Source organism: Cryomorphaceae bacterium 1068 (assembly GCA_027214385.1).
Lineage (GTDB): Bacteria > Bacteroidota > Bacteroidia > Flavobacteriales_D > Cryomorphaceae > JAKVAV01.
The window spans coordinates 57433-79829 of record JAPVXR010000007.1 but is presented as its reverse complement, the minus strand read 5'-3'; the positions used below and the strand labels follow the sequence as shown (position 1 = coordinate 79829).

Here is a 22397-nt window from a genome sequence, read left to right as displayed (position 1 = left end):
AGAATTTTAGTTTGTAGTTAGTTCACCGTGGGCGAAGAGTGGGAAGCTACTCATCATTTGGTTGACTTCTTTTTTTACTTTTTCAATGCTCGCTTCGTCTTCGCTATTGGTGATTACTTGGTCAATCAAATCTACGATGGAATCCATGTGCTCTTCCGTCAAACCCCTGGTGGTGACTGCAGGAGTTCCTATTCTCATTCCGCTGGTCACGAATGGCGACTTGTCGTCAAAAGGGACCATATTTTTATTAACGGTGATATCGGCCTTGATCAGAGCATTTTCGGCATCCTTGCCCGTGATATCTTTTGAGCGAAGATCAATCAGCATGCTGTGGTTATCAGTCCCGCCGCTGATCACGTCGTAGCCTCTTTTTACAAAAGAAGCAGCCATGCCTTGCGCGTTGGTGATGACTTGTTTGCAATAAACCTTGTACTCATCGGTAAGTGCTTCGCCAAAAGCGACAGCCTTTGAGGCGATGACGTGCTCCAGAGGTCCGCCCTGAGTCCCCGGGAAGACAGCCGAATCCAAGAGAGATGACATTTTTCTGACGGTTCCCTTCATCGTGGTTAAACCGAAAGGATTGTCAAAATCTTGTCCCATCATGATGATTCCACCTCTCGGGCCACGAAGGGTCTTGTGAGTGGTAGATGTCACGATGTGGCAGTGGGGTAGAGGGTCGTTCAGAAGCTTGGCGGCTATCAATCCGCTGGGGTGTGAAATATCGGCCAAGAGAAGCGCTTTAATCTTATCGGCGATGTCTCTCAGACGAGCATAGTCCCAATCTCTGGAGTAAGCCGAAGCCCCGCAGATGATCATCTTCGGTTTCTCGTCGATGGCTTTCTTCTCCAGCTTGTCGTAATCAATTACGCCCGTTTCTTTTTCTACCCCGTAGAATGAAGGACGGTAGAGTTTTCCGGAGAAATTAACAGGCGAACCGTGCGTCAGGTGTCCACCATGGCTCAGGTCAAACCCCATGATTTTGTCGCCTGGTTGCAGGCATGCTAGCATTACCGCTGAATTTGCCTGGGCTCCACTGTGAGGTTGCACATTGGCCCAAGCCGCACCAAAAAGCTTTTTGAGACGATCAATTGCCAAATTTTCTGTCTGGTCTACAAATTCACAACCGCCGTAGTACCGTTTTCCGGGAAGACCTTCGGCGTACTTGTTTGTCATAACCGAACCCATTGCCTCCATCACTTGATCACTTACAAAGTTTTCGGATGCAATAAGTTCAATGCCTTCGAGCTGTCTTTTGCGCTCTTTTTCAATAATATCGAATACGAGTTGATCTCTTTTCATGCGTATGTTTTTCAGCAACTGCCAAAATTAGGAATTCCTTTGGAAGGCATACCTTTGTTTTATGCAAAAAGGCTCGTCGGAATTGCCCGAAGGAAAAGGCTTGATTTTGTTCGATGGTTACTGCAATCTATGTAACGGTTCTGTCCAATTTATTATCAAGCGGGATCCAAAAGAGCACTTTCGTTTTTCCAGCCTGAGCTGGCCACCTGCCGCAAAACTTCTACAAGAAAATCCTTCTTTTCAGCAGGTCGATAGCATTTTGCTCTACGAAGACGGTGAGCTTTTTGAAAAAAGCACGGCAGCATTAAAAATTGCCGGAAGGCTAAGCGGACTATGGCCTTTACTGAAAATCTTCTTCATCATACCCCGATTTCTGCGCGACCCCGTTTATGATATCATTGCCCGAAACCGCTACCGCTGGTTTGGTAAAAGGGATACTTGCATGATGCCTGATAAGAGGGTTGATCATCTTTTTATGGGGTCAGCTCAAAAAAAAAGCTCCTCATAATCGAGGAGCTTTAGCGTTTGAGACGAAAGTAGATCTTAGTTTGCAGCCAAGTACTCAGCTACACCAGAGTGCGTCGCTTGCATTCCGCCTTTGCCTTTTTCCCAGTTTGCAGGACATACTTCTCCTTTTTCTTCGAAAAACTGAAGTGCATCAACCATGCGTAAAGCTTCCTCTACGTTTCTTCCCAATGGAAGGTCGTTTACTACTTGGTGACGTACGATTCCTTCTTTGTCGATCAAGAAAAGGCCTCGGTAAGCTACTAACTCACCTTCTGCTTGAAGCATTCCTTCTTCATCATAAAAGAAGTCTCCGGCCAGAACGTCAAAGTTGTGAGAAATGGTCTTGTTTGTATCTGCCACAATCGGGTAGGTAATTCCTTGGATTCCTCCTTGGTCTTTGGTCAATTGCAACCAACCCCAGTGAGACTGTTCTGTATCGGTAGATACGGCAACAAGCTCTACTCCGCGCTCCTTGAATTCAGCCATTTTAGCCTGAAAAGCGTGAAGCTCGGTAGGGCATACGAATGTGAAATCCTTTGGGTAAAAGAATAAAATGACGTGCTTATTTCCGATGTACTGTTCTAATGAAAAATCTTCTACGATCTCCTCTCCGTTTATTACCGCTGAGGCTTTAAACTGTGGAGCTTTTTTTCCAACTAATACTGACATAGTGTTTCCTTTGTTTTGTGAGGTACAAAGGTAATCAAGGACCCTGTTTTGCAGGGGAGTGTCGTATTGCTTCTTTCTATCAATTGATAGAATTAGCCTAAAGGACTAAAACGAGGGTCAATCCCAGAATGATGGCAATGGACTTTGGCCAGCTCAATCGATGAGCCTCATCTGCCTCGAAAATAATGGTAGTACTCACGTGCAGAAAAATTCCTACGGCAATGGACAGGATAATGGAGTAAATCTCTGTTGGATCATTTGCCGTATTTTCAAGAAAATACTGACCAATGAGAATCCCGAGAGGAGTGGCTATGGCGTAAAGAGCGATATAGGCTATCACCTTCGATTTTTTCTCAAATACGTGGTAGAGGATAGCTGCCAGAGCTATGGCCTCGGGAATTTTGTGGATAGCTATCCCGATGACTAAGCTGCCGGTATCAAAACCATGACCTCCGTGGTCGTGATCAAATCCACCGCCTAAAGGAAGACCTTCAACTATGGAGTGAAGGAATAGACTTACAAAAATGCCTAGTGGAAAAGGATTTTTGACCGAAATGTGGTGATGGATATGACCGTGCTCAACTCCTCTGGAAAAATAATCCATTACCATTTGAATAAGAAAGCCTAGCAAGATGTAAAGCCCGGCATCGTGACCCAAATGGATGTAAATCTCGGGTAGTAGGTGCATAATGGCCAAAGCAAACAGATAAGCACCGCTGAAGGCCAGCAGTACTTTAACGTCTTTGGTGAGGCGGCCGTGCAGATACATACCGCCGATTCCGGATGCCATTCCAACTACAAATAGTATTACAACGTAGTACCAAGTCATGGTTTGCGACCTATGAGTATTAAACGAGAAGACTTCTCGGCATCAAAATCATCGAGATTATAGTTTCCAAAAGTATCCAGAATCTCGAAACCACAGCGACGAAACATTCCCATGAAATCCTCTTTTGTCAAAGCTTTTACTCTTTCGTGAAAAGTGTATTCGAGATCTCCATCTTGCAGCTCTATTGTCTTCACGATAAATCCGTCATCATTTGTTCTGGTTATTTTGAAGTTGATACCATCAATTTCGCGCGTTTCCAGGGGAATTAATCCTTTGGTGACTTTTTCAACGTTCATAAAATCCAGCACGACTTTACCTTTTGGCTTGAGTTCAGTAGCAATGGATTTCAAGACCAGTTCGTTTTCCTCTAAACTGTCAAAATAGCCGAAGCTCGTGAATAGATTCAAAACATAGTCGAATCGATCTTCTCCCAGTGGTTCTCTCATATCATGCCTTACAAAATGAAGGCGTTCATTACTTTTTTGATTAGCAAATCGTATGTTTTCTTCGGCTAGATCTGCACCAGTCACTTCAAATCCTGCTCGGTTTACCGTAAGGCTGTGCCTACCTTTGCCACAGGCAAGATCAAGGAAATGAGTTTTTTTATCTGGCGACAGGTATTTCAGTAGATTGTGTATGAAACGCTCAGCTTCATTCTCATCGCGGTTGCTGTAGAGAAGATGGTAGTATGGGGAGTTAAACCAGGTGCGGTACCAGGGTTTATCTGATTTGTGAGATGGTTTCAATGCATATAAAAATCAGGCTGCGAAGCTATGAAATTATGTCTTGTCATTTAATTAACATAGGCTTGAAGAAATAATTGAAGTGAATTGAATCATTGAGCGAGGTCAAAAAACTATATTTGGCAAAACACTCGCAATTGACGGAAATTCACGAGATTTTTGATCTGTACGATTCCATGGAGCGTAAGAACATTATGCTCTCTTTTAAGGGAGAGATTTCTACGGAATTGCTCACATCGATTCTTCAGATTATAGAAAACAAGCTTGATCGTTTTGGAGAAAGCTCCAAGGTTAAAAAGCGTATGTTCAATATTATGGTTGAATGTTTGCAAAACCTTCATCACCATATCTCTCAACCGGCCATGGATGCAGGCAAAGAAATGCCTTCAGTCATTGTGATGGTAGCTAAGAACGTAACGGGATATTCGATCATTACGGGAAACTTTGTAGAAGAAAGTGAAGTGGGAGAATTGAAAGGACGATTGGAGGAAATTAACTCCATGAGCAAAGATGAGGTTAAGGAACTTTATAAGTCAGTCTTGGCAGACGGAAAGATGTCTGAGAAAGGTGGCGGAGGTTTAGGCATGATCGATATTGCTCGAAAGAGCGGAGAAAAACTGGATTTTGGTTTTATTCCATTTGGCGAGGATAAAACGTTTTTCAGTTTAAATGTCAAAGTGAAATAAAAGAATCAACTAGTCAAATGGACAGCATCAATATAGAAGGAACACCAAAAACACCTACAGTAAAGTTTGAGGATCACTCAGGTACCCTTGTCATTCGTGGAAGGTCTATACCCGAGAATTCGATTGATTTTTATAAACCTTTAATTGATTGGCTCGACGCTTATGCTGAGGGAAATGGAGAGGCTTTGACACTGAATATGGAATTGGAATATTTCAATACCAGCAGTTCTAAATGCATCCTCGACGTTTTCAAAAAGCTCGAGCACATTTCTAAGCAAGGGAAAAGTGTATCGGTGAAATGGCACTACGAGGAAGATGATGAGGACATGCTCGAGGCGGGTGAAGATTATGATGCTATAATCGACATCAACTTCGAAATGGTTAAGGTCGAGGAGATCTGATTACTTCTTCACAGGTAGGCTCACATTATCTTCGATAAAACGCATCAATCGCGGAAATACATCGAAGAATAAGCATATGATCAGTCCAATGGTCATACCCCAAATTACCATTAGGTTGGCAAAGAAAGTGTCGATGAAATTCCCGAAGAATTTCTTTGCAGGTGCGTAAAAGTGAGCACTGAAAAAATCAGAATTGTACGGCATTAAATAGATCAGATCCTTTTTCTGAATCAATTCACCATTGTGCTCCGCAATGTAGTTTAGATCGTTTCTATTCGTAGCGAATACTTCGAGCTGATCATTCTTGAAATTGTCAAAAAGCACTTCGTATTCACTGTTTTCACCACCACTTTCACGTGTCATTGCATAAATCGCATTTTCTTTTTCGCTCTCAGCTTGGTTGTACACCTTTCGGTAATGCTCTTCCAATAAATCCAAGTGATCGCGAAGGTCGGACAGATGTTCGGTTGATATAGCTTCGGAAGTCAACTGATGGACATCATTAAACCTGATTCCTTTCAGAAACGCATTTTCTTTTTGAAGCTCATTTCTTAAAACAATAAGTTCCGATTCGAGCTCAACAGTAGCAGATTCATCATCCAGAATTCTGGAAACGCGAGCAGTTTTATTTTTCAATTCGGTGATCCAGTAATCCTTCTTCCAATTCGAAAATTTCTTTCTTCTTTCAAGTTCGTAGAAATTCTCCTCGTAGTCATTCCACTTGAACTGAGTTACTGCAATTGCTTCATATGCCCATCTGCTGGCCATGATGTTACCAATCCAAGGCACACCACTTTGAGAAGCGAAAATAGGATTGAGTCTATCAAATTTTACGATGATTCCACTAAAGAGAAGTTGAGGAATAATCACAATTGGGATTAAGATGTAGATCACCTTGGCTGAGTTGAAACTTGCCGAGATGTTTAATCCTAAAACGTTTGCAAACGTACAGGTAGAAAATAGTATGGCCCAATAAGGGAGGGTCATTCCTTTAATCTCCAAGATTGTATTTCCGATCAAAACGAAGAGCAGCATTTGAATAGCCGAGATGGCTAACATAATTCCAATTTTTCCGGATAAGTAGCTTCCTTTACTCAAGTTGAGGAACGATTCTCTCTTTCTGATTTTTTTATCACGGATGATCTCTTCAGAACTCACGGTCAAACCTATGAACAGAGCCACGATAACCGAGATGAAGATGTAAACGGGAATATTTTCGTTTTCTCTGAAAACGTACTCTGACGTACCTCCTGAAGGCACAAAGAACCGCATGAAAAAAGCGAGAATCATTGCCAGAACCGGAGCTTCCAAAAGATTGATTAGCACATACTGTCGGTTGGTTAGCTTCGAGAGGACATCGCGTTTAATAAAAATGGATAACTGCTTAAGCTTCCCCGGGATGGTGAAATTGCTCTCAGGAAGTTCAAGTACCTCCTCGGCCGAATTATCAAAAATTTCAATGTGCTCTTTGTAGAGTTCGTACCATTCTAAAGGTGAGATTTTTCTCTCGGGAGTCAGGTTTCCGAATTCGTCTACGATTTTTGCTTCAATGATATTAAAGACATCTTCGGTCTTTACATTTCCACAACTTAAGCATTCGGCTTCTTCACTGTTTACGTGATTTACCATTTTTCGGAAATACACAAGACTGTCCACGGGATTTCCGCTGTAGATTGGGTATCCGCCTTTGTCTAAAACCAAAAGGCTATCAAACATCTTGAAGATATCTGACGAAGGTTGATGGATAACTACAAAGATCAATTTGCCTTTAAGGCATAGTTCTTTGAGTAAGTCCATAATATTTTCTGAATCTCTCGATGAGAGTCCTGAAGTCGGTTCGTCGATGAAAAGAACTGCTGGCTCACGGATCAATTCCAAGGCGATATTGAGGCGTTTCCGTTGGCCACCACTAATGGTTTTATCCAGTGGGTTTCCCACTTTCAAATCTGCCGTTTCCGTCAATCCTAATGTTGACAACATGTCATGTACCAAGTCCGAGATTTCCTCGTCCGACTTTTGTCCAAAACAAAGTTTGGTATTGTAGAAGAGGTTTTGGAATACGGTTAATTCTTCGATTAGCAAGTCGTCCTGAGCAATGTATCCTATTACTCCTTCAATGCTATGCGCATCGTGATGAATGTCGATTCCGTTGATGCTAACCGTACCTTTTTTGGGAGATAAATTTCCGTTCAGGACATTAAGAAGAGTAGACTTTCCGCTTCCGCTGGCTCCCATTATTCCTACCAGACTTCCCGAATTCTCTTCGATGTTAATGTCGTGTAGGCCAATATTCCCTTTTTTGAAAGTGTATGAAACCGCTTTCGCTCTAAATTGAATATTGACACTGTCGTTGTCTTTCAAAAATGAGCCAAGAATATCGCTGTAATAGATTGGGCTGATTTTTGACCCACGGATAGATGCTCCTTGGTTAAGCACGTAAAACCTATCGTTTATAATAGGTTGACCCGATACGTTATACCTTCCTTTTCCCTTGTACTTGATAAAGTGAAGGTTAACGGTGGGTAGTCTTAGTATTCTAAAATACCCATCCAGACCTTTGGCGGTTAAGTGCTTTCCAAATGCTGCCGCCGAATCTGTATTGTCTGTTATGTACATCACATTTTGCGATGCAATGAGTTCTGTTTCTTTTTCTTCAACAAAGAGCCTAGCCAATTTAAACTCTTCCATATCGAAGTTGAACGTTATGGCAACCGTATTTACAAACTCCTGTTCCAGATCACTAACCTCGCTGTGGGTGTAGATGAATTCCAGAAGTCGGATGAGTACGATTGTTTTCTGTCGCTGGGTAAGCTCCTCGTTTATTTCTGTGCAGATTCTCAGCACCTTTACAGAATTTACCGAGGTACGCTTTTGTTGGCCATTTTTGGCAGAAGATACTTTTTGATACTTTTCAAGATAGATTTCGAATGAATCGAGATACTTGCGGACCAGTGGGCCTGGAAGGCGTTCTTTAAGAAAAGATTCAACTATGGTACGACCACTTAAATCCTCCTCATTCGTCGTGTGAACCCTTGCAATAATTGCAAAAAGCTGTACCAGTGCATTGAGTATTCTCTCGCTCATAATAGTTCAAAGGGTGTCAAAAAAAAACGCCTCGAATTCGAGACGTTTTACAATTCAGTAGGGATTAAATTACTTCTCGAATCCAACGAGTAGTACGGCGCACCCTGAACTTTGTTTCGTTTTGTCGAGCTTAGCTTCCAATCTCACATCAAGGGTCGATTCAATTTCAAAATCCCAATAGGGACTATTCTGATGTTCTTCGTTGGAAAACAGTAGATTATTCTCCTGATCATATAGTGAGAAGATGAGTTGTTCTTTCGCCATTCCACTGAAGGCGGCAATTCTGTAGGTGCTGTTTCCGTAAAAAGTTGTTTCAAACTCTGCGATTTGTCCGTCGAAGATCAAAGCGCGATAAGACTGTCCGTCAGGAATAAAATCGTCCGTCATAAACTCGCGGGCCATGTATGCCGTGCTATCGCATTGGGCAGATAGCTGCCATATAGGGGCGAAAGCCAATGCTATAATGAATAGAAGTCTTCTCATTTTTCTGTAATTTTTGTTCTCGCTGACTCCAGCAGCGCGGCTATAGAGTTGAGCAGTGAATCAGAGACTTGGTAATCCGTTTTACTTTTGATCACCGTCAACTTCTTCGCGGCATCGGTTTGAGGTTGCTCGAAACTGTAAGAGGATTGAACGCTGGCAAAAGCCTCTTGAATACTGTCAAGCACTTGGTATAAGTCACTTTTCTTAAAGTTTCGGTCTGCAGTTTTGTCAAGTGCCTTTACAATGGTAGAGCTACTCTCTTTTTGCTGTGCCACGCGATCTCTTGCAGCTTGATTACCGCCCGTAGCCGATTGAGCGCTCAAGTGAGATGATTCAATCCAACCACCTAAAATGACCAAACTGGCAATGTCGTATCGCTCATTCTTCTTAAGATAGGCATCGCCTTCTTCATAAAAACGACCAATCAAGTAGACCAGCGAATCAGGATTGTCGGCATTGGCACCTAAACGCTTTACCAAATCAGGGCTTATCGCTGAGATCACACCAAGATCTTTAGCCAAATTATCAATTGCTTTAAAGTAAGATAGAGCCTTCTGGCTGTCTTCATAAAGTGATGAATAGGCCATATCCGTTCCATAGATACCGAGGTTCATAGCCTTTTGAGTATTTGTTTCGTATTCGCTATAGCCTTTAGAGTCATTCAGTAATTCAGGTTTGTACTCAGCTCCTGACTCCTGAATCAACAGGGCCGTTTGAATGGGTGAGGGAATACTGAATAATTCTCCCGAAACATTAACCAAATTGGATTTAGCACTATCTAGTGATAAAGCCTTTTGTCCCTCAGACTTTTCTATGCTCTTTTCTCCACAGGAAGCCGCTAACAGTACTATACCCATGAGAAAGACAAATAGAGGAAAGCGAAAATTTTTCATTTCAATTGTTTTAAGGGAGGAATTCCTCGGATTCAGACCTCTTTTATCGGAACACGTTGGTCCTTTTGAGGAAAGTAACCAGGATAACTCCTGAAACTACTACTACACCTGCATAGAGCAGGGCCGCATTCCATTCCTTGAAGATGATCTTACCCGTTAAGAATAAGATACCATATGTCAGAGCAACGGATGCTAACCAACATACGGCAAGTCGGGCTATGTTGTTCCGGTTTTCGACAGTTGATTTTCGGAAAATGCGCCAATTGCCGTCGGGACGCACTCTGTCGAAGAATATTTTCAAAGACGCTTCGCTCTCCTTTGGGCCGAAAAAGGTAAATAGAATCCATACGACCGTCGTAACTCCAACTGTCAAGAAAAAGCTATCGGGAAACTCGAGATCGAAAACCCACTTTCCTAAGGCGTAGACGATAAAGGGTGTGACAGTAGCAGAAATTTCACTCCAAGCATTGACGCGCCACCAGTACCAGCGTAGAATCAAGACCAATCCCAGGCCTGCACCACATTCCAATACAAATTCCCAAACTCCACTAATCGATGTCATAAATTGAGTGATGATCAGTCCGCAAACCATCAATAGAAAGGTGATCACTCGAGATGCCAAAACCAACTGTTTTGAATTGGATTCGGGCTTCATAAATCGCTTATAGAGATCATTGGCCAAATAGCCTGCACCCCAGTTGAGCTGGGTACTGATGGTGCTCAAGTAAGCTCCCAGAAATGCCGCCAACAAAAGACCTTTTAGCCCCATCGGCAAGAAATCCTTCATGGCTCTGACGTATCCTTCTTTTAATTCGGCCCCCTCCAGTTCGGGATATAGTACCATGCACGAAAGTGCAACTAAAATCCACGGCCACGGCCTCAAACAGTAGTGAGCAATTTGAAAAAACAAGGTTGCGTAAACCGCACCTTTTTCCGTTTTGGTGCTCATCATCCTTTGCGCTACGTAACCGCCACCACCAGGCTCTTGTCCGGGGTACCAACTGGCCCACCACTGCACACCGAGATAGGCGAAAAAAGCGCCAAAGCTGATAACCATCATCTTGCCTGCTCCATCTCCTGTTTCGCCTATCGTTGGAAAGAAATTGAAAGTGGATGGCGGCAGACTGGCTTTAAGCCCGTCAATTCCTCCGACCTCTTCACTTCCAACTACAATGAATGCCAAGACTATTGTGCCTGTTATGGCCAAAGTGAACTGAACCACGTCAGTAACGGCCACTCCCCATATTCCTGAAAGGGAAGTATAAAATGCGGCAAACACCATGGCAATGGCCACAATAGTGTAAGTCAATTCAGGCGTAGTGCCAAAAAACTCTTGAATGATGGTAATCATCGCCAAGTTAACCCAGCCAATGATCAAAATATTCATAATGAGACCGAGGTAAACCGCCTTGAATCCTCTCAGCATGGCTGCGGGTTTCCCTGAATAGCGAAGCTCGATAAACTCTGTTTCGGTCAGCACTCCTGCCCTTCGCCATAGCTTGGCAAAAAAGAAGGTTGTGAGCATTCCACCCGCCAAAAAACTCCACCATATCCAGTTTCCTGAGATACCGCTCTTTCCCACCAGTTCGGTCACAGCGAGAGGGGTATCGGCTGCGAATGTCGTGGCAACCATCGATATTCCTGCAACCAACCAAGGCATCTCGCGGTTTCCCAAAAAGAAGCTCTCCAAACTCTTGGAAGCTCGCTTCCTGAAGTAGAGTCCTATTGTGAGGCTGAAGACCAAAAACACTATGATTATCGCCCAGTCAATCCAATGTAAATCCATACTCATCATGGCAATCGAATTTACACGGTGGACCCAATTCCTTTTTCAAATGCTTCTCTTTTCTTACCACGGCTATCTGTTGGTAATTCCATTAATTTTGCACTCCTCATTTGGATTTACTCTTGAAAGTTTATTTCGCCGACGTAGTCTTGCCCTTAGCTCTCCCGAAGACCTTCACCTACCGCATTCCTCAGAATATGGTGGACTATGTCGAAGAGGGTATCAGGGTAGTTGTGCCTTTCGGCAAAAACAAGCTTTACACAGGTATTGTCGAGCGGATTCACGACAGAGCTCCTGCGGGATACACCGCCAAATACCTCGATGACGTTCTCGAAGAAAGCGCCTTGATCAATGCGAAGCAGATGAAGCTTTGGGATTGGATAGCGTCCTACTATCTCTCTACTAAAGGCGAAGTCATGCTCGCAGCCATGCCTTCCTCCATGCGTCTTGGCAGCGAAACCAAATACATTCCCAACCCTGCTTTTGAAGGGGATATCACAGGATTGAGTGACAAAGAGCAAATGCTTCTTCAGGTCTTGCATGATAGAGAAGTGATGACGGCTCCTGAAGTTTCAGAAATACTGGACATCAAGAATATTCAGCGCACGATGAAGAGGCTCCTTGAAGTGTCGGCCATTTTGATCATGGAGGATTTGAAAGAGGGCTTCAAGCCAAAAGTGGAGAAGTTCATTCGTTTAACCGAGGCTTGCGCGGATGAAGAGGGCTTAGAAGCTGCCTTTCGATCGGTACAGCGCGCACCCAAGCAAGAGGAGCTACTGATGGCTTTTGTTCAATTGAGTGAGCGATACGGTACTGAAGCGAAAGACGTGCAAAAAACGGTTCTACAAAAGAGAGCTGAAGCCTCTTCGGCACAGGTGAATACCTTGCAAAAGAAAGGCATTTTCGAGATTTACGAGAAAGAAGTTGGTAGACTGGTCTATGGCGAAGGTGGCGGAGCCTGCCCTATCGAGTTGAGCCCGATTCAAGAAACGGCCTTAGCTGATTTGAAAAAATCATTCGAGGAGAAAAGTGTCACCTTACTTCATGGTGTGACCTCCTCGGGAAAGACTGAAATCTACATTTCGTTGATCAAGGAGCAATTGGAAAAAGGGAAGCAAGTACTCTACATGCTACCTGAGATTGCACTGACCACCCAAATGATCAATCGGCTCAAGGCTCATTTTGGAGATTTGGTGGCAGTCTACCACTCGCGCTTCAGTCAAAACGAACGAGTAGAGTTGTGGAACACGATCGGCGATAAGAACTCTACCAAAGCTAAAGTAGTATTGGGGGCAAGAAGTGCTTTGTTTCTTCCGTTTTCTGACTTGGGTTTGGTGATCGTAGACGAAGAACATGAGACCTCCTTCAAGCAGTTTGACCCCGCACCACGCTACAATGGAAGGGATGCTGCAATTGTGCTAGCAAGTATTCACGGAGCCAAAACACTGCTTGGATCGGCCACACCATCTTTTGAATCGTATTACAATGCCAAAAGCGGTAAATATGGCTACGTGCAAGTGACCGAGCGCTTCGGCGGAGTTGAGCTTCCCAAGATTGAGCCGGTTTCCCTTTCGGGAAAAGACAGCAAAGCGGGATATTTTACCAAAGAATTGCTCGATGCTATTCGCGAGACCTTGGAAAATAACGAGCAAGTTATTCTTTTTCAAAACCGCCGCGGTTATGCACCGATCCTGCTTTGCAATACATGCGGGTGGTCGCCTGAGTGCACGCGATGCGATGTAACCTTGACGTACCACAAAGCCCAGGACCGTTTCGTTTGCCACTATTGTGGAAATCGCTATACGGCTCCACCGAGTTGCGCTGCCTGCGGAAGCCACGGTTTGCGATTAGCGGGTTTTGGAACAGAACGCATCGAAGAAGAACTACCGATCTATTTTCCCGAAGCCACGGTGGCACGCTTAGATCTGGATTCTACGCGTTCCAAGAATGCATACTCTCGAATTTTGACCGATTTCCAAAACGGTTCAATCGATATTTTGATTGGTACGCAAATGATCACCAAGGGACTCGATTTCGATCGGGTGAATTTGGTTGGAATTCTCAACGCCGATCTCTTGCTTCGCTTTCCCGACTTCAGGGCGGGGGAGAGGGCCTACCAATTGATGACGCAAGTTGCAGGAAGAGCAGGAAGGAAAGAGAAGCAAGGCAGAGTGATCATTCAGTCACAAGATCCCAATCAATGGTTGATTCAGCAAGTGAAGCACGGAAATTACGAGGGTGTATTGAACCAAGAAATTAAGGAAAGAAGAGAGTTTGCCTATCCGCCTTTTACGCGATTGATCAAGCTCACTCTCCAACATCGCGAGGCAGAAATGGTAGATTATTGTTCCGCTGAATTGAAGAACGAGTTGCTCACCATTTTGCCTGAGCAGTCCATTCTGGGTCCTGAGTACCCCATCGTGGCAAGGGTGAAAAATCGCTACAACAAAAATCTTCTTCTCAAACTCCATAGAAATCAGAATCCCGCTGATTTTAAGGAGAAAATGAAAAGCCTAACGGGTCCGTTTTTCGCAAAGAAAGAATTCAAATCCGTCAGGTTGATTATAAACGTTGACCCTTACTAGTGTTGTGTAAGGTCTATTGTGTCGGTTTAGTTGAAGTTATTTTTCATTTGGGCGAGGCAAAAAATTATTGCCTAGCCTTAGTTAAGGAAGAATTTATTAACGATGGCCAAGTTAAAAAGAACAAAACTTGGGCTGACTAACATAGGCTTTACACAACACTTGCGATTAAGCGTATCTTGCACCACCAATTTCACCTGCAGTGAAGAACGTATTCGGACAGTGGAAAATATTGAAATCCCTGCTTATTTCCATTCTGGGAATAATCACGTGGCCGCGTTACGTGTGGACGAATAAAAGCGTAATAGCGGGAATGGATGTCCTCCAAAGATTACCCGACAAGAACGTGCTTTTTGTGTCCAACCATCAGACTTATTTTTCAGATGTAATCTTGATGTACCACGCTTTTGGTGCCGCGAAATGGAAGTTTAAACGGGGAATTCGCAATCCGATTTATCTGCTTGCTCCCAAACTAAACGTTTATTACGTCGCTGCTTCCGAAACTATGAAGAGCGGTTTGTTGCCAAAGCTTTTTGCATACGGCGGAGCCATAACCGTTGACCGAACTTGGCGAGCGTCAGGAAAATCAGTGGAGCGTGAAGTGAATCCAAAAGACCCCGAAAACATTTCGAAAGCAGTGAAAACGGGTTGGTTGGTTACTTTTCCGCAAGGAACCACCAAGGCTTTTGAGAAAGGGAGAAAAGGGACTGCCCATATCATCAAACAGAATAGGCCTATTGTCGTGCCTGTTAATATTGACGGATTCCGAAGGGCATTTGACAAAAAAGGGCTCAAGATCAAAAAGAGAGATACTCGTCTATTAATGAAGTTTTACGAGCCTCTTGACATTGATTACGATGCTCCGGCGGAAGAAATTTTGGAGCAAGTAATGGTAGCGATCAAACAAACTTCAGAGTTTCTGCATGTACCTCAACCGGAGGAAGACGGGGAGAAATAGTCTAGACTTTCCCTAGTATTTCGTTTTTAGAAGCGGGATAACCATTGAACGTGCCGAGTCCTTTGGACGCTATTTTCATATTCTCGTTTTCGATAAAGATGGTACCCTCTGATGAAATCAGTCTGTTTCCTGCAAAGGTCACTTTTCCATTTCCCAATAGCTTATCTCCGAGTTTTATGGGAGTGTAGTAGTTGAGTTTAAACTCCACGGTGCTCACTAGCTTGTCGTTTTCTACCGCCAGTGAAAGCGCTGCCACACCGAGTATGGCATCCATCATTGCGGAGATAGCTCCGCCATGGGCTGCCAAAGGGTTGGAGAGGTGCTCCTCTTTTATCTCCATTCGGTATTCGACCTCACCCGGTTTGATCACTTTGAGTTCCAGCCCGAGTAGTGCACCGAAATGGTTGACTTCGTTGTACTTTTTTAAAACTTCGTGCATCATTCTATTTAATACCCGGCTCCTACATCGTCGCCACGTGGATCTCCGCAGACTTCGAGCATTCCATTATCCGAAACTTTAATGGCATCTACTCTTCCGAGTGAGTAGAAATAATCGATTTCGTGTCCCTTGCTTTCCAATAAAGTGATGAGGTCCTCAGGAAATCTGTCTTGTTCAAGGAATAACTTGTCCGGAAGCCATTGACTGTGAAATTTCGGAGCGGCTATAGCATCTTTAAGATCCATCCTGAAAAATGCGCAGTTGGCTATAGTCTGATACACGGAGGTGATGATGGTACTTCCTCCCGGAGAACCTGACACCAGAAATAGCTCGCCGTCTTTTTCCACAATGGTGGGAGTCATTGAGCTCAACATTCTCTTGCCTGGTTCGATGGAATTTGCTTTCCCTCCAACCAAACCATATGAATTTGGAGTACCCGGCTTGGAACTGAAATCGTCCATTTCATTGTTGAGCAAGAAACCTGCTCCGGATACGACGATTCGACTTCCATACATGCCATTGATAGTTGTTGTGATCGAAACGGCATTCCCTTCTTCATCCACTACCGAAAGATGGGTGGTTTCCATACTCTCAGCGACTTGTTCCATATTCCCATGACTTACACGTGAGCTAGGTGTAGCTCGGTACTCAAAGTTCCTCAGTCTCGATGAGAGATAGGTGGAATCAACTAATTCTTTGTACGGAATGTCGTAGTAATCGGGATCACCTAAGTGCATGGATCGGTCGGCATACACGCGTCTCTGAATTTCAGTATTGAAATGGAGGTATTCGGTAGAGTTGTGTACAATTGAATCTACTTCAAGCATTTTAGCCATCTTGAACATTTGTTCCAGAGCAATACCTCCGCTCGATGGAGGTGGCATTGAGATAACTTGATACCGATCAAATGAGAACTTAATGGGGTTCCGCCATTGCGGTTGGTACTTTTTTAGATCTTCAGCAGTGATGAGCCCTCTGCCTTCTCCCATCTCCTCCAAAATCAGTTGTGCTGTTTCACCCATATAAAACTCCGTCGGACCTTTATCTCTAATACGAGTAAGCGTATTGGCTAAATCTTCTTGAATCAGAATATCACCTTCTACCCATGGAGTTTCTTTGACAAAGGCGGTGGGAAATCGATTTCGTGTTTCGAGCATTTCACGATTCTCGTTGAGGCGTTGGGCCTGATCGGCAGTAATTGGAAATCCGTTTCGGGCTATCTCAATGGCCGGTTCCAGGAGGTAACTCATTTGCAAGCTCCCGAACTTATCGTGCATTTCATAAATGCCTGCTACCGATCCCGGAACTCCTGCCGCTATTCGCGTATCCGTGCTGATACCTTCAAGTACTTCCCCGTCAGGGCCAAGGAACAACCCCGGAAAAGCACCACCGGGCGCTCGCTCGCGGAAGTCTAAGGTCGTTGTCAAACCGTCATTTCGTCGGGCGACCATAAATCCGCCTCCGCCGATGTTTCCTGCTTCGGGGAAACAAACGGCCAAAGCCCACTGCACGGCAACGGCCGCGTCAGTCGCATTTCCTCCGCTCTCAAGAATTTTTGCTCCGATCTCGGCTGCTACGGGATGCGCGCAAGCCACACCCGCCTTTAAAGAATCGAGACTTTTGTCAACTCGGATTGAAGTATTTGTTTCACCTGATTCTTGGCAAGCCCATAAAAAACAGACCGCCAATAGTAGCATTATTCTATTCATCGATAATATCAATTTGCATGATTAAAGGGGTAATAGGCCATTCGCCTGCATCGGTATCCACTGCAGCCATTTTGTCTAAGACATCCAGGCCTTCATATATCTCGCCGAAAACCGTGTGCTGATTATCCAGATGTGGCGCGCCGCCGATGGTCTTGTAAATTTCTCTTTTCCATTGAGGAATGACCATATCGCTGTCTCGTTCAATAGCCATTAGTTGTGGTTCATTGAATTTCTGTCCGTGAACGAAGAAAAAATAATACGGCGAAGACCTCTTGTTGGGATTGTTCTCGTAATCGCGAGCCATGGACAAGGCTCCCTTTTTATGCAAGCGTTCTTCTTTAAATTCAGGTGGTATGGTGTATGATCCTATCAAGATCCGCTTTACTTTTTCGATTTCGCTTTCGTTGTTCCCACCTTGGACCACAAAATTAGGGGCTACCCGAATAAATTCCGTACCCGTGAAGTAATTTCTTTTTGTCATCATCAGAAAGTTGGCAGTATGCAATGGGGTATCGTCAAACAACTTCACCTTGAGAGTTCCTACACGCGTAATCACTCTGACCCTCCTCTCGGGATTTTCGCGAAAGTATTCGCTTAAAAAGCTTTCGATATTGGCACTGTCCAACTTGGGGTACTCTCTTTCGACTGCTATTGTGCTATCCTTTTTTGCAATTACTTTTTTCGCAGAGGGCTTGACCTTAAGCTCATCATCTTCTTGAGTTGACTGCGATGGCTCGCAGGCGATAAAAGCTAAAATGATGAAAGCGAACCCGAAAAGGTTCGCTTTATTAAAAGTGAAATGTTTTGACATTAATCGAGGGTGTCGTCGTATTCTTCAACTTGCCTTTTTGCAGCCCCTGTTTGTTCTGAGCCATTTAAGGTATCGTAGCGGTGTGGGATGAGTTTGGCATTTCCCGTTACCTCCAAAGGATTGGTATAAGTGCCTTTTTCAATAACAGCATGCCAGATGCCGTCAAACGGAACGGTGAAAGTCACCGGAGATTGCTCAGCTTTACCACCTCGGTACTGATAGGTGAGGCCTTTTTTGTAACGCGTAAACTGACTGCTTTCGATCAGTAAGACCTTTGTGGGCTTATCGAAGGTAACTTCGATTGTGTCTTTTTCTTTTGCTGTGAATGGTTTCTGTAGGATTTTCATTGCGTTCAAATTCTACGAAATTTAAGAAAAATACCAATCCGATGCCGAATAAAAAAAGCGAGTGATCTAGGATCAGCTCGCTTTTCATTGCTCTGCTCAAAGCAACCATCAGAAGATTTTAACTGATACCAATGTAGTGGAGGTTCATGGAATTTCGATCGTGATTTTCATCAAAGAGCTCGCTCAACTCTTTTTCGGTCGAAACCGGAGATAAGCGGATTTACTATCTGGGAATAATTTGATATTCGAAAACCACTCGGTCATCATAGCCCAAAGGGTAAGCATGAAATTTTCGTGAACTGCGTATGGTAATATTAATCTGCGCTTGCTTTTGAACGTGCTTATCTGCTACTTCGAAAAACAAGATGTTGCCGCTCTGCCATTTCTGTCCGTGAATTTTAAATTCAAGAGGCTTCTCCTCGGGGTCGCTGGCTTGCACAATAAATTCCAGAGTAGTACCCGGATGTATGGTCAAGTTGGTTTTGAGTCGCCGAGGCTTTCCGGGCACCCAAATATTCCCCAAACTATCCTTGATGTATTCTATTCTGGGATAGCCTTCTTTACCTACTTCCAGCAGACTGCGGTAGGCCGTGATCTTAGCGCGAATTTCGCCCGTGATGCCCAAAACCAGATGTTTTTGGTAAACGAATAGTTCACGTCTGTGAATTTGAGGATCTCTATACTCCTCCAAAATTTTGATGAAAGTGATGAGTCGATCTCTTTCCGTGAAAGCACTTTGAAAATCCCCGATCCAGTTTTCGGAAATCAAGTCATACAAATCTTCAAAAGGAGCGTAGTACACGAGTCGTTCCTCTCCCTTATTGGGAACGGAATCTACTTCTCCTTGAGCCTTTCTTTCTCGCCAAAGATCAATTCTGGCTGAGGGAATTCCACATTTGGACGTCCAATCTGCTCCGAGATTTTTCTCCAGCGAGTATTCGATGAAATCTCTCAATGCATTCTCAGCATCTTTTATGGATCGGGCTAATTCCATGACCCGCAATATGGTAAAAAATGACTTCTCTTTCCAAAAAATCAGTCTGCTGATTCCGTAACTTTGGCAAATGAGATTTTTTAAGACCTTTTTGTTTGCCCTCTTTGCATTTGCCTCGATTTCAATGATAGCTCAAGAAGCACGTTATATAGAATTCTGGGCTGAAACTGACGCAGAGTTTGCCGATCCCGAAAAATCGCCTTTAAAGAAGGAGATGGTAGCAGAATTTGATAGCGTTGCGCGCTATCCTTATAATCCTGATTTTGCGTTAATGGCGAAGTTTGAAATTCTCGATCGCCAAAAGCCAATCACATTTCAAACTACCGGGTCAATTAAGCAGCGCTATCAAAAAGCGGGGACAATTCATTTTCAAGTGGACTCAACGGAGCTCGTTTTGTCAGCTTATCGAAATTTGGAACTAATGCGAATGCCAGGTCATGAGAATCAGCTCTTCGTTCCTTTTACCGATGCTTCCAATGGCTTCGGAACTTATGAAGGTGGGAGATACCTCGAGATGGAGATTCCACCTAGTGATTCTGTGTTTGTTGATTTCAACTTGGTTTATAATCCTTACTGCGCCTATTCAGATCGATATTCATGCCCCATACCTCCTCGGGAGAATGATCTCGAAGTAAAGATTTTGGCAGGAGCCAAGTCTCCAAAATAGAGACCCTATTTCTCAGAGACAGTTTCTTGATCCCAAACACGTTCCGTCACTGCATCGCCGTTTTTAAAGAAGAAAACTCCGCCCCAGTTGTGGACCACTTTCTTGTACTCGTCTCCTTTTCCGTTGTGCACTACCACTCGTTTGGTGATTGTTTTATTTCCTTCTTCTGATACCGTTTCAGTTATGCCACTGGGAAAAGTCTCTGCCAATTCCTTTCGGTAGTCTTCGATAGACATGGTCTGCACGTCGCCTGATGTTGTCTGAGTAGGAGGCTGAGCCTGTTCTTTCTCTGTTTTTTCACTTTCGCGTTGAGCCTCTAGCTTTTGCCGTTCATTTTCTTCCCATTTGTCCAATCTATCCATCGTTTGCTTTGGCGTCTCAGGAAGTTTTTCTTCGGTTTCAGCTACCTCGGGTTCTTTCGGTTTTGGCTTTTCCTTTTTAATTTCTTCTTTTTCTGCAGCTCTGAGGATTTCTAAGGTATCCTTCATGGAGAGTTCGATGTCGGAGATTTTCACTTTTGGGTAGACATTGTAGGGTCGAATTTCCGCTGCCTTTTCGTAACTGCGAATGGCCTTGAGGTAGTGCCGATCTGAAAAAAGGTCGTGGCCTGTGCTCATGTACTGCTGAAATTCCACATCGGTCGCAGCTTCAATTTTCTCGTTTTCGGCAATTCGAAAACGTTCTTTAGCAGATAGATTTTTCAAATCTTCCTGAGCATTGGCTATTCCAAAAACGAATAAACTTGAGAGTAATAGCAAGAATAATTTCATATCAATTTATTGACTTAACGCGTTTGTTATCTTGAACTTGATCGCCTGAACCCTTCGAAATAAAGAACACATAAAGTAGCGCTCCAAATATGTAAGCTGCAATATCAAGCGGATCGCTGACAAAGTTCGTGCCTTCATTTGGCAACAGCCATTCAAAGACGACGCATGAATATACAACGGCTATGGCAACTTCTAACTTGTTCACATTAAAAGAAAAGTTGAAAAGCCATTTTACAATTTTGACGGAAGTCATGAGGATGGGTACAAACAGAATATCACCGCCATAGAAATGTAGAAACTCAGGCCCGAAATGAATCGCTCTTATCCAGCGAATGGCCAGATAGAGAAATATCATCAGAAGGAAAAACCTTCTCTCTCTTATCCCGATATCAGTGCTATGAGCCATATAAAAAAGGATAAAACTCCCATGTAAATAGTGAAAGCCACATTTAATACTTTGAAGAAAATCTGATGTCCTGGTTTTTCGGATTCCTGTAGGCTGCGAAGGTACTTTTCAAACTTGGTCTCGGCTAGAAGCTTCTTCTCTCTTGCGATGCGATCCCTTTCAGCTTTTTCCTCTTTCGCCCGAAGAACAGGGTCAAGAGTAGCATCGCAGAAAACGCAATAGTTTTCACTTGAATCAGTCCACTTTCCACAATCATGACACTTTCTTTGATTCGTCACTTTAGCCGGCTAACTTTTTATCAATCTTGGGATTCACCACAGTCTCTGCTTGAGGTGAGAGAAGTTTTTTAGGCAGCTGGGCCTGAATCTCCTCTGCAAGCAAGTCGATGATACTAATTTTCAGCTGCACTTTACTGTAGATCATACTTATCTCTCTCGTTGGCTGCGGGTGTTCGATTGGTTTGATAAATTGCCTTTCTTCTTCACCTAAATCCAGTGCCATCAGGTATGGGAGTAGCGTCATTCCAAATCCATTGTTCGCCAGACGAATGAGGGTTTCAAAGTTTCCGCTCTGAAATTCGAGTGTTTTGTGGTTGCTATGGTCATCCGGAAAAGCAGATGCACACAGATTTATCACACTGTCTCTGAAGCAATGTCCGTTTTTAAGCAGTAGCATATCGCTCAACCTTAACTCTGAATGAAGCACGAAGTCTTCGTTTTCCAAACGATGTCCCTTTGGTACATAAGCCATGAATGGTTCGTAGTATAGTGGTTTTTCGATAATTCCTGTCTTGTCCAACGGTGTTGCAAGAATGCCCGCATCAATCTGATCACGATCGAGTTTTTCTAAAATCTGCTCGGTCTGTAGCTCTTCAATTTTTAGCTCAATCTCCGGGTACTTTTCCATAACTACTCGAAGGAAACGAGGAAGTAAATTGGTACTCACCGTAGGTATAATGCCTAGTCTGAATTCTCCTGATACCTGTCCTTTACTTCCCTTGACTAACTCCTCTATTCTCTTCGCCTCTTGCATAGTGGTGCGGGCCTGCTTGATGATTTGAGCACCAATGACAGTCGGCTCAACGGGATGTTTATTCCGATCAAAAATCAAAACATCCAGCTCTTTTTCGAGCTTATTAATTTGCATACTAAGGGTGGGTTGAGTCACGAAGCAGCTTTCGGCAGCGGCGGCAAAATGGCGGTAGGTATCTACTGCGAGAACGTATTTTAATTGGGTTAGTGTCATTGGAGATATCTATAAGGAGTAAATTCTTATCGACAAAGCTATGACTTCCAAAATACCTGTGAAACCAAATTGAACCAAATAAGTATAAA

23 protein-coding genes are annotated in these 22397 nt (G+C 43.7%); 6 read left to right on the top strand and 17 right to left on the bottom strand.

Translation table 11 applies throughout. The annotated features are described in order from the left end of the window. Window positions 1-6: 6 nt before the first annotated feature. Window positions 7-1299, bottom strand: a complete 1293-nt coding sequence (locus tag O3Q51_10440) for a serine hydroxymethyltransferase (protein ID MCZ4409231.1) — start codon at window positions 1297-1299, stop codon at window positions 7-9. Between the two features lie 61 nt (window positions 1300-1360). Here O3Q51_10440 and O3Q51_10435 point away from each other — a divergent pair, with 61 nt between their 5' ends. Continuing rightward, on the top strand, window positions 1361-1807 hold the full coding sequence (locus O3Q51_10435) for a DCC1-like thiol-disulfide oxidoreductase family protein (protein ID MCZ4409230.1): 447 nt from the start codon (window positions 1361-1363) through the stop codon (window positions 1805-1807). 35 nt (window positions 1808-1842) lie between these two features. On the opposite strand, the gene O3Q51_10430 is transcribed toward O3Q51_10435, so the two are convergent. From O3Q51_10430 to O3Q51_10420, 3 genes are all read right to left on the bottom strand, one after another. Continuing rightward, on the bottom strand, window positions 1843-2475 hold the full coding sequence (locus O3Q51_10430; protein ID MCZ4409229.1) for a peroxiredoxin: 633 nt from the start codon (window positions 2473-2475) through the stop codon (window positions 1843-1845). Window positions 2476-2572: 97 nt separating this feature from the next. Then, the gene (locus O3Q51_10425) at window positions 2573-3304 is read right to left on the bottom strand and encodes a ZIP family metal transporter (GenBank protein MCZ4409228.1); all 732 of its coding nucleotides are present in this window, start codon (window positions 3302-3304) and stop codon (window positions 2573-2575) included. Beyond that, on the bottom strand, window positions 3301-4050 hold the full coding sequence (locus O3Q51_10420; protein ID MCZ4409227.1) for a class I SAM-dependent methyltransferase: 750 nt from the start codon (window positions 4048-4050) through the stop codon (window positions 3301-3303). Before O3Q51_10420 ends, O3Q51_10425 begins: the two co-directional genes overlap by 4 nt. 134 nt (window positions 4051-4184) lie before the next feature. Between O3Q51_10420 and O3Q51_10415 the strand changes: the two genes are divergently transcribed. Both O3Q51_10415 and O3Q51_10410 read left to right on the top strand, forming a co-directional pair. Then, the gene (locus O3Q51_10415; protein MCZ4409226.1) at window positions 4185-4733 is read left to right on the top strand and encodes a SiaB family protein kinase; all 549 of its coding nucleotides are present in this window, start codon (window positions 4185-4187) and stop codon (window positions 4731-4733) included. Between the two features lie 17 nt (window positions 4734-4750). Next, the gene (locus tag O3Q51_10410; protein ID MCZ4409225.1) at window positions 4751-5134 is read left to right on the top strand and encodes a DUF1987 domain-containing protein; all 384 of its coding nucleotides are present in this window, start codon (window positions 4751-4753) and stop codon (window positions 5132-5134) included. Here the strand turns inward: O3Q51_10410 and O3Q51_10405 are convergent, their stop codons facing one another. The 4 genes from O3Q51_10405 to O3Q51_10390 form a co-directional block, all read right to left on the bottom strand. Continuing rightward, the gene (locus O3Q51_10405) at window positions 5135-8218 is read right to left on the bottom strand and encodes an ATP-binding cassette domain-containing protein (protein ID MCZ4409224.1); all 3084 of its coding nucleotides are present in this window, start codon (window positions 8216-8218) and stop codon (window positions 5135-5137) included. A gap of 69 nt (window positions 8219-8287) precedes the next feature. Continuing rightward, the gene (locus O3Q51_10400; GenBank protein ID MCZ4409223.1) at window positions 8288-8701 is read right to left on the bottom strand and encodes a hypothetical protein; all 414 of its coding nucleotides are present in this window, start codon (window positions 8699-8701) and stop codon (window positions 8288-8290) included. Then, window positions 8698-9594 carry a hypothetical protein gene (locus O3Q51_10395; GenBank protein ID MCZ4409222.1) on the bottom strand — a complete coding sequence of 299 codons (897 nt, stop codon included), beginning with the start codon at window positions 9592-9594 and terminating at the stop codon, window positions 8698-8700. The genes O3Q51_10400 and O3Q51_10395 overlap by 4 nt, the downstream gene beginning before the upstream one ends. 43 nt (window positions 9595-9637) lie before the next feature. Next, window positions 9638-11389, bottom strand: a complete 1752-nt coding sequence (locus tag O3Q51_10390; GenBank protein MCZ4409221.1) for a Na+:solute symporter — start codon at window positions 11387-11389, stop codon at window positions 9638-9640. Window positions 11390-11490: 101 nt separating this feature from the next. On the opposite strand from O3Q51_10390, the gene priA reads away from it, so the two are divergent. Both priA and O3Q51_10380 read left to right on the top strand, forming a co-directional pair. After that, a complete protein-coding gene (gene priA, locus O3Q51_10385; protein MCZ4409220.1) occupies window positions 11491-13965 on the top strand; it encodes a primosomal protein N' in 2475 nt (824 codons plus the stop codon). A gap of 199 nt (window positions 13966-14164) precedes the next feature. Further along, complete coding sequence (locus O3Q51_10380) at window positions 14165-14920, top strand: lysophospholipid acyltransferase family protein (GenBank protein MCZ4409219.1); 756 nt, start codon at window positions 14165-14167, stop codon at window positions 14918-14920. A gap of 1 nt (window position 14921) precedes the next feature. Here the strand turns inward: O3Q51_10380 and O3Q51_10375 are convergent, their stop codons facing one another. From O3Q51_10375 to O3Q51_10355, 5 genes are all read right to left on the bottom strand, one after another. After that, a complete protein-coding gene (locus tag O3Q51_10375) occupies window positions 14922-15362 on the bottom strand; it encodes a PaaI family thioesterase (protein MCZ4409218.1) in 441 nt (146 codons plus the stop codon). 5 nt (window positions 15363-15367) lie between these two features. After that, entirely contained in the window at window positions 15368-17068 is a 1701-nt protein-coding gene (gene ggt, locus O3Q51_10370; protein ID MCZ4409217.1) for a gamma-glutamyltransferase, read from the bottom strand. Further along, on the bottom strand, window positions 17061-17879 hold the full coding sequence (locus O3Q51_10365) for a peptidylprolyl isomerase (GenBank protein ID MCZ4409216.1): 819 nt from the start codon (window positions 17877-17879) through the stop codon (window positions 17061-17063). Before O3Q51_10365 ends, ggt begins: the two co-directional genes overlap by 8 nt. Further along, the gene (locus O3Q51_10360) at window positions 17879-18226 is read right to left on the bottom strand and encodes a DUF1883 domain-containing protein (GenBank protein MCZ4409215.1); all 348 of its coding nucleotides are present in this window, start codon (window positions 18224-18226) and stop codon (window positions 17879-17881) included. Before O3Q51_10360 ends, O3Q51_10365 begins: the two co-directional genes overlap by 1 nt. A 223-nt stretch (window positions 18227-18449) precedes the next feature. Further along, window positions 18450-19220: a hypothetical protein gene (locus O3Q51_10355; GenBank protein ID MCZ4409214.1), complete on the bottom strand. Its 771-nt coding sequence runs from the start codon at window positions 19218-19220 to the stop codon at window positions 18450-18452. Window positions 19221-19290: 70 nt separating this feature from the next. Here O3Q51_10355 and O3Q51_10350 point away from each other — a divergent pair, with 70 nt between their 5' ends. Then, window positions 19291-19887, top strand: coding sequence for a DUF1684 domain-containing protein (locus tag O3Q51_10350; GenBank protein MCZ4409213.1), 597 nt, complete (start codon window positions 19291-19293; stop codon window positions 19885-19887). A 5-nt stretch (window positions 19888-19892) separates the two neighbouring features. On the opposite strand, the gene O3Q51_10345 is transcribed toward O3Q51_10350, so the two are convergent. The 4 genes from O3Q51_10345 to O3Q51_10330 are packed head-to-tail and all read right to left on the bottom strand — an operon-like array spanning window position 19893 to window position 22308. After that, window positions 19893-20657 (bottom strand): hypothetical protein, encoded by a 765-nt coding sequence (locus O3Q51_10345; GenBank protein MCZ4409212.1) that lies wholly within the window; start codon window positions 20655-20657, stop codon window positions 19893-19895. A 1-nt stretch (window position 20658) separates the two neighbouring features. After that, window positions 20659-21063, bottom strand: a complete 405-nt coding sequence (locus O3Q51_10340; protein MCZ4409211.1) for a hypothetical protein — start codon at window positions 21061-21063, stop codon at window positions 20659-20661. After that, complete coding sequence (locus tag O3Q51_10335; GenBank protein ID MCZ4409210.1) at window positions 21036-21341, bottom strand: hypothetical protein; 306 nt, start codon at window positions 21339-21341, stop codon at window positions 21036-21038. The genes O3Q51_10340 and O3Q51_10335 overlap by 28 nt, the downstream gene beginning before the upstream one ends. A 1-nt stretch (window position 21342) precedes the next feature. Continuing rightward, entirely contained in the window at window positions 21343-22308 is a 966-nt protein-coding gene (locus O3Q51_10330; GenBank protein MCZ4409209.1) for a LysR substrate-binding domain-containing protein, read from the bottom strand. Between the last annotated feature and the right edge of the window lie 89 nt (window positions 22309-22397).

Excerpts from the sequence above, each read along its gene's own strand:
- O3Q51_10440 (MCZ4409231.1), bottom strand. The coding sequence starts at position 1,299 with ATGAAAAGAGATCAACTCGTATTCGATATTATTGAAAAAGAGCGCAAA.
- O3Q51_10435 (MCZ4409230.1), top strand. The coding sequence starts at position 1,361 with ATGCAAAAAGGCTCGTCGGAATTGCCCGAAGGAAAAGGCTTGATTTTG.
- O3Q51_10430 (MCZ4409229.1), bottom strand. The coding sequence starts at position 2,475 with ATGTCAGTATTAGTTGGAAAAAAAGCTCCACAGTTTAAAGCCTCAGCG.
- O3Q51_10425 (MCZ4409228.1), bottom strand. The coding sequence starts at position 3,304 with ATGACTTGGTACTACGTTGTAATACTATTTGTAGTTGGAATGGCATCC.
- O3Q51_10410 (MCZ4409225.1), top strand. The coding sequence starts at position 4,751 with ATGGACAGCATCAATATAGAAGGAACACCAAAAACACCTACAGTAAAG.
- O3Q51_10405 (MCZ4409224.1), bottom strand. The coding sequence starts at position 8,218 with ATGAGCGAGAGAATACTCAATGCACTGGTACAGCTTTTTGCAATTATT.
- O3Q51_10400 (MCZ4409223.1), bottom strand. The coding sequence starts at position 8,701 with ATGAGAAGACTTCTATTCATTATAGCATTGGCTTTCGCCCCTATATGG.
- O3Q51_10395 (MCZ4409222.1), bottom strand. The coding sequence starts at position 9,594 with ATGAAAAATTTTCGCTTTCCTCTATTTGTCTTTCTCATGGGTATAGTA.
- O3Q51_10390 (MCZ4409221.1), bottom strand. The coding sequence starts at position 11,389 with ATGATGAGTATGGATTTACATTGGATTGACTGGGCGATAATCATAGTG.
- O3Q51_10375 (MCZ4409218.1), bottom strand. The coding sequence starts at position 15,362 with ATGATGCACGAAGTTTTAAAAAAGTACAACGAAGTCAACCATTTCGGT.
- ggt (MCZ4409217.1), bottom strand. The coding sequence starts at position 17,068 with ATGAATAGAATAATGCTACTATTGGCGGTCTGTTTTTTATGGGCTTGC.
- O3Q51_10365 (MCZ4409216.1), bottom strand. The coding sequence starts at position 17,879 with ATGTCAAAACATTTCACTTTTAATAAAGCGAACCTTTTCGGGTTCGCT.
- O3Q51_10360 (MCZ4409215.1), bottom strand. The coding sequence starts at position 18,226 with ATGAAAATCCTACAGAAACCATTCACAGCAAAAGAAAAAGACACAATC.
- O3Q51_10355 (MCZ4409214.1), bottom strand. The coding sequence starts at position 19,220 with ATGGAATTAGCCCGATCCATAAAAGATGCTGAGAATGCATTGAGAGAT.
- O3Q51_10350 (MCZ4409213.1), top strand. The coding sequence starts at position 19,291 with ATGAGATTTTTTAAGACCTTTTTGTTTGCCCTCTTTGCATTTGCCTCG.
- O3Q51_10345 (MCZ4409212.1), bottom strand. The coding sequence starts at position 20,657 with ATGAAATTATTCTTGCTATTACTCTCAAGTTTATTCGTTTTTGGAATA.
- O3Q51_10340 (MCZ4409211.1), bottom strand. The coding sequence starts at position 21,063 with ATGGCTCATAGCACTGATATCGGGATAAGAGAGAGAAGGTTTTTCCTT.
- O3Q51_10330 (MCZ4409209.1), bottom strand. The coding sequence starts at position 22,308 with ATGACACTAACCCAATTAAAATACGTTCTCGCAGTAGATACCTACCGC.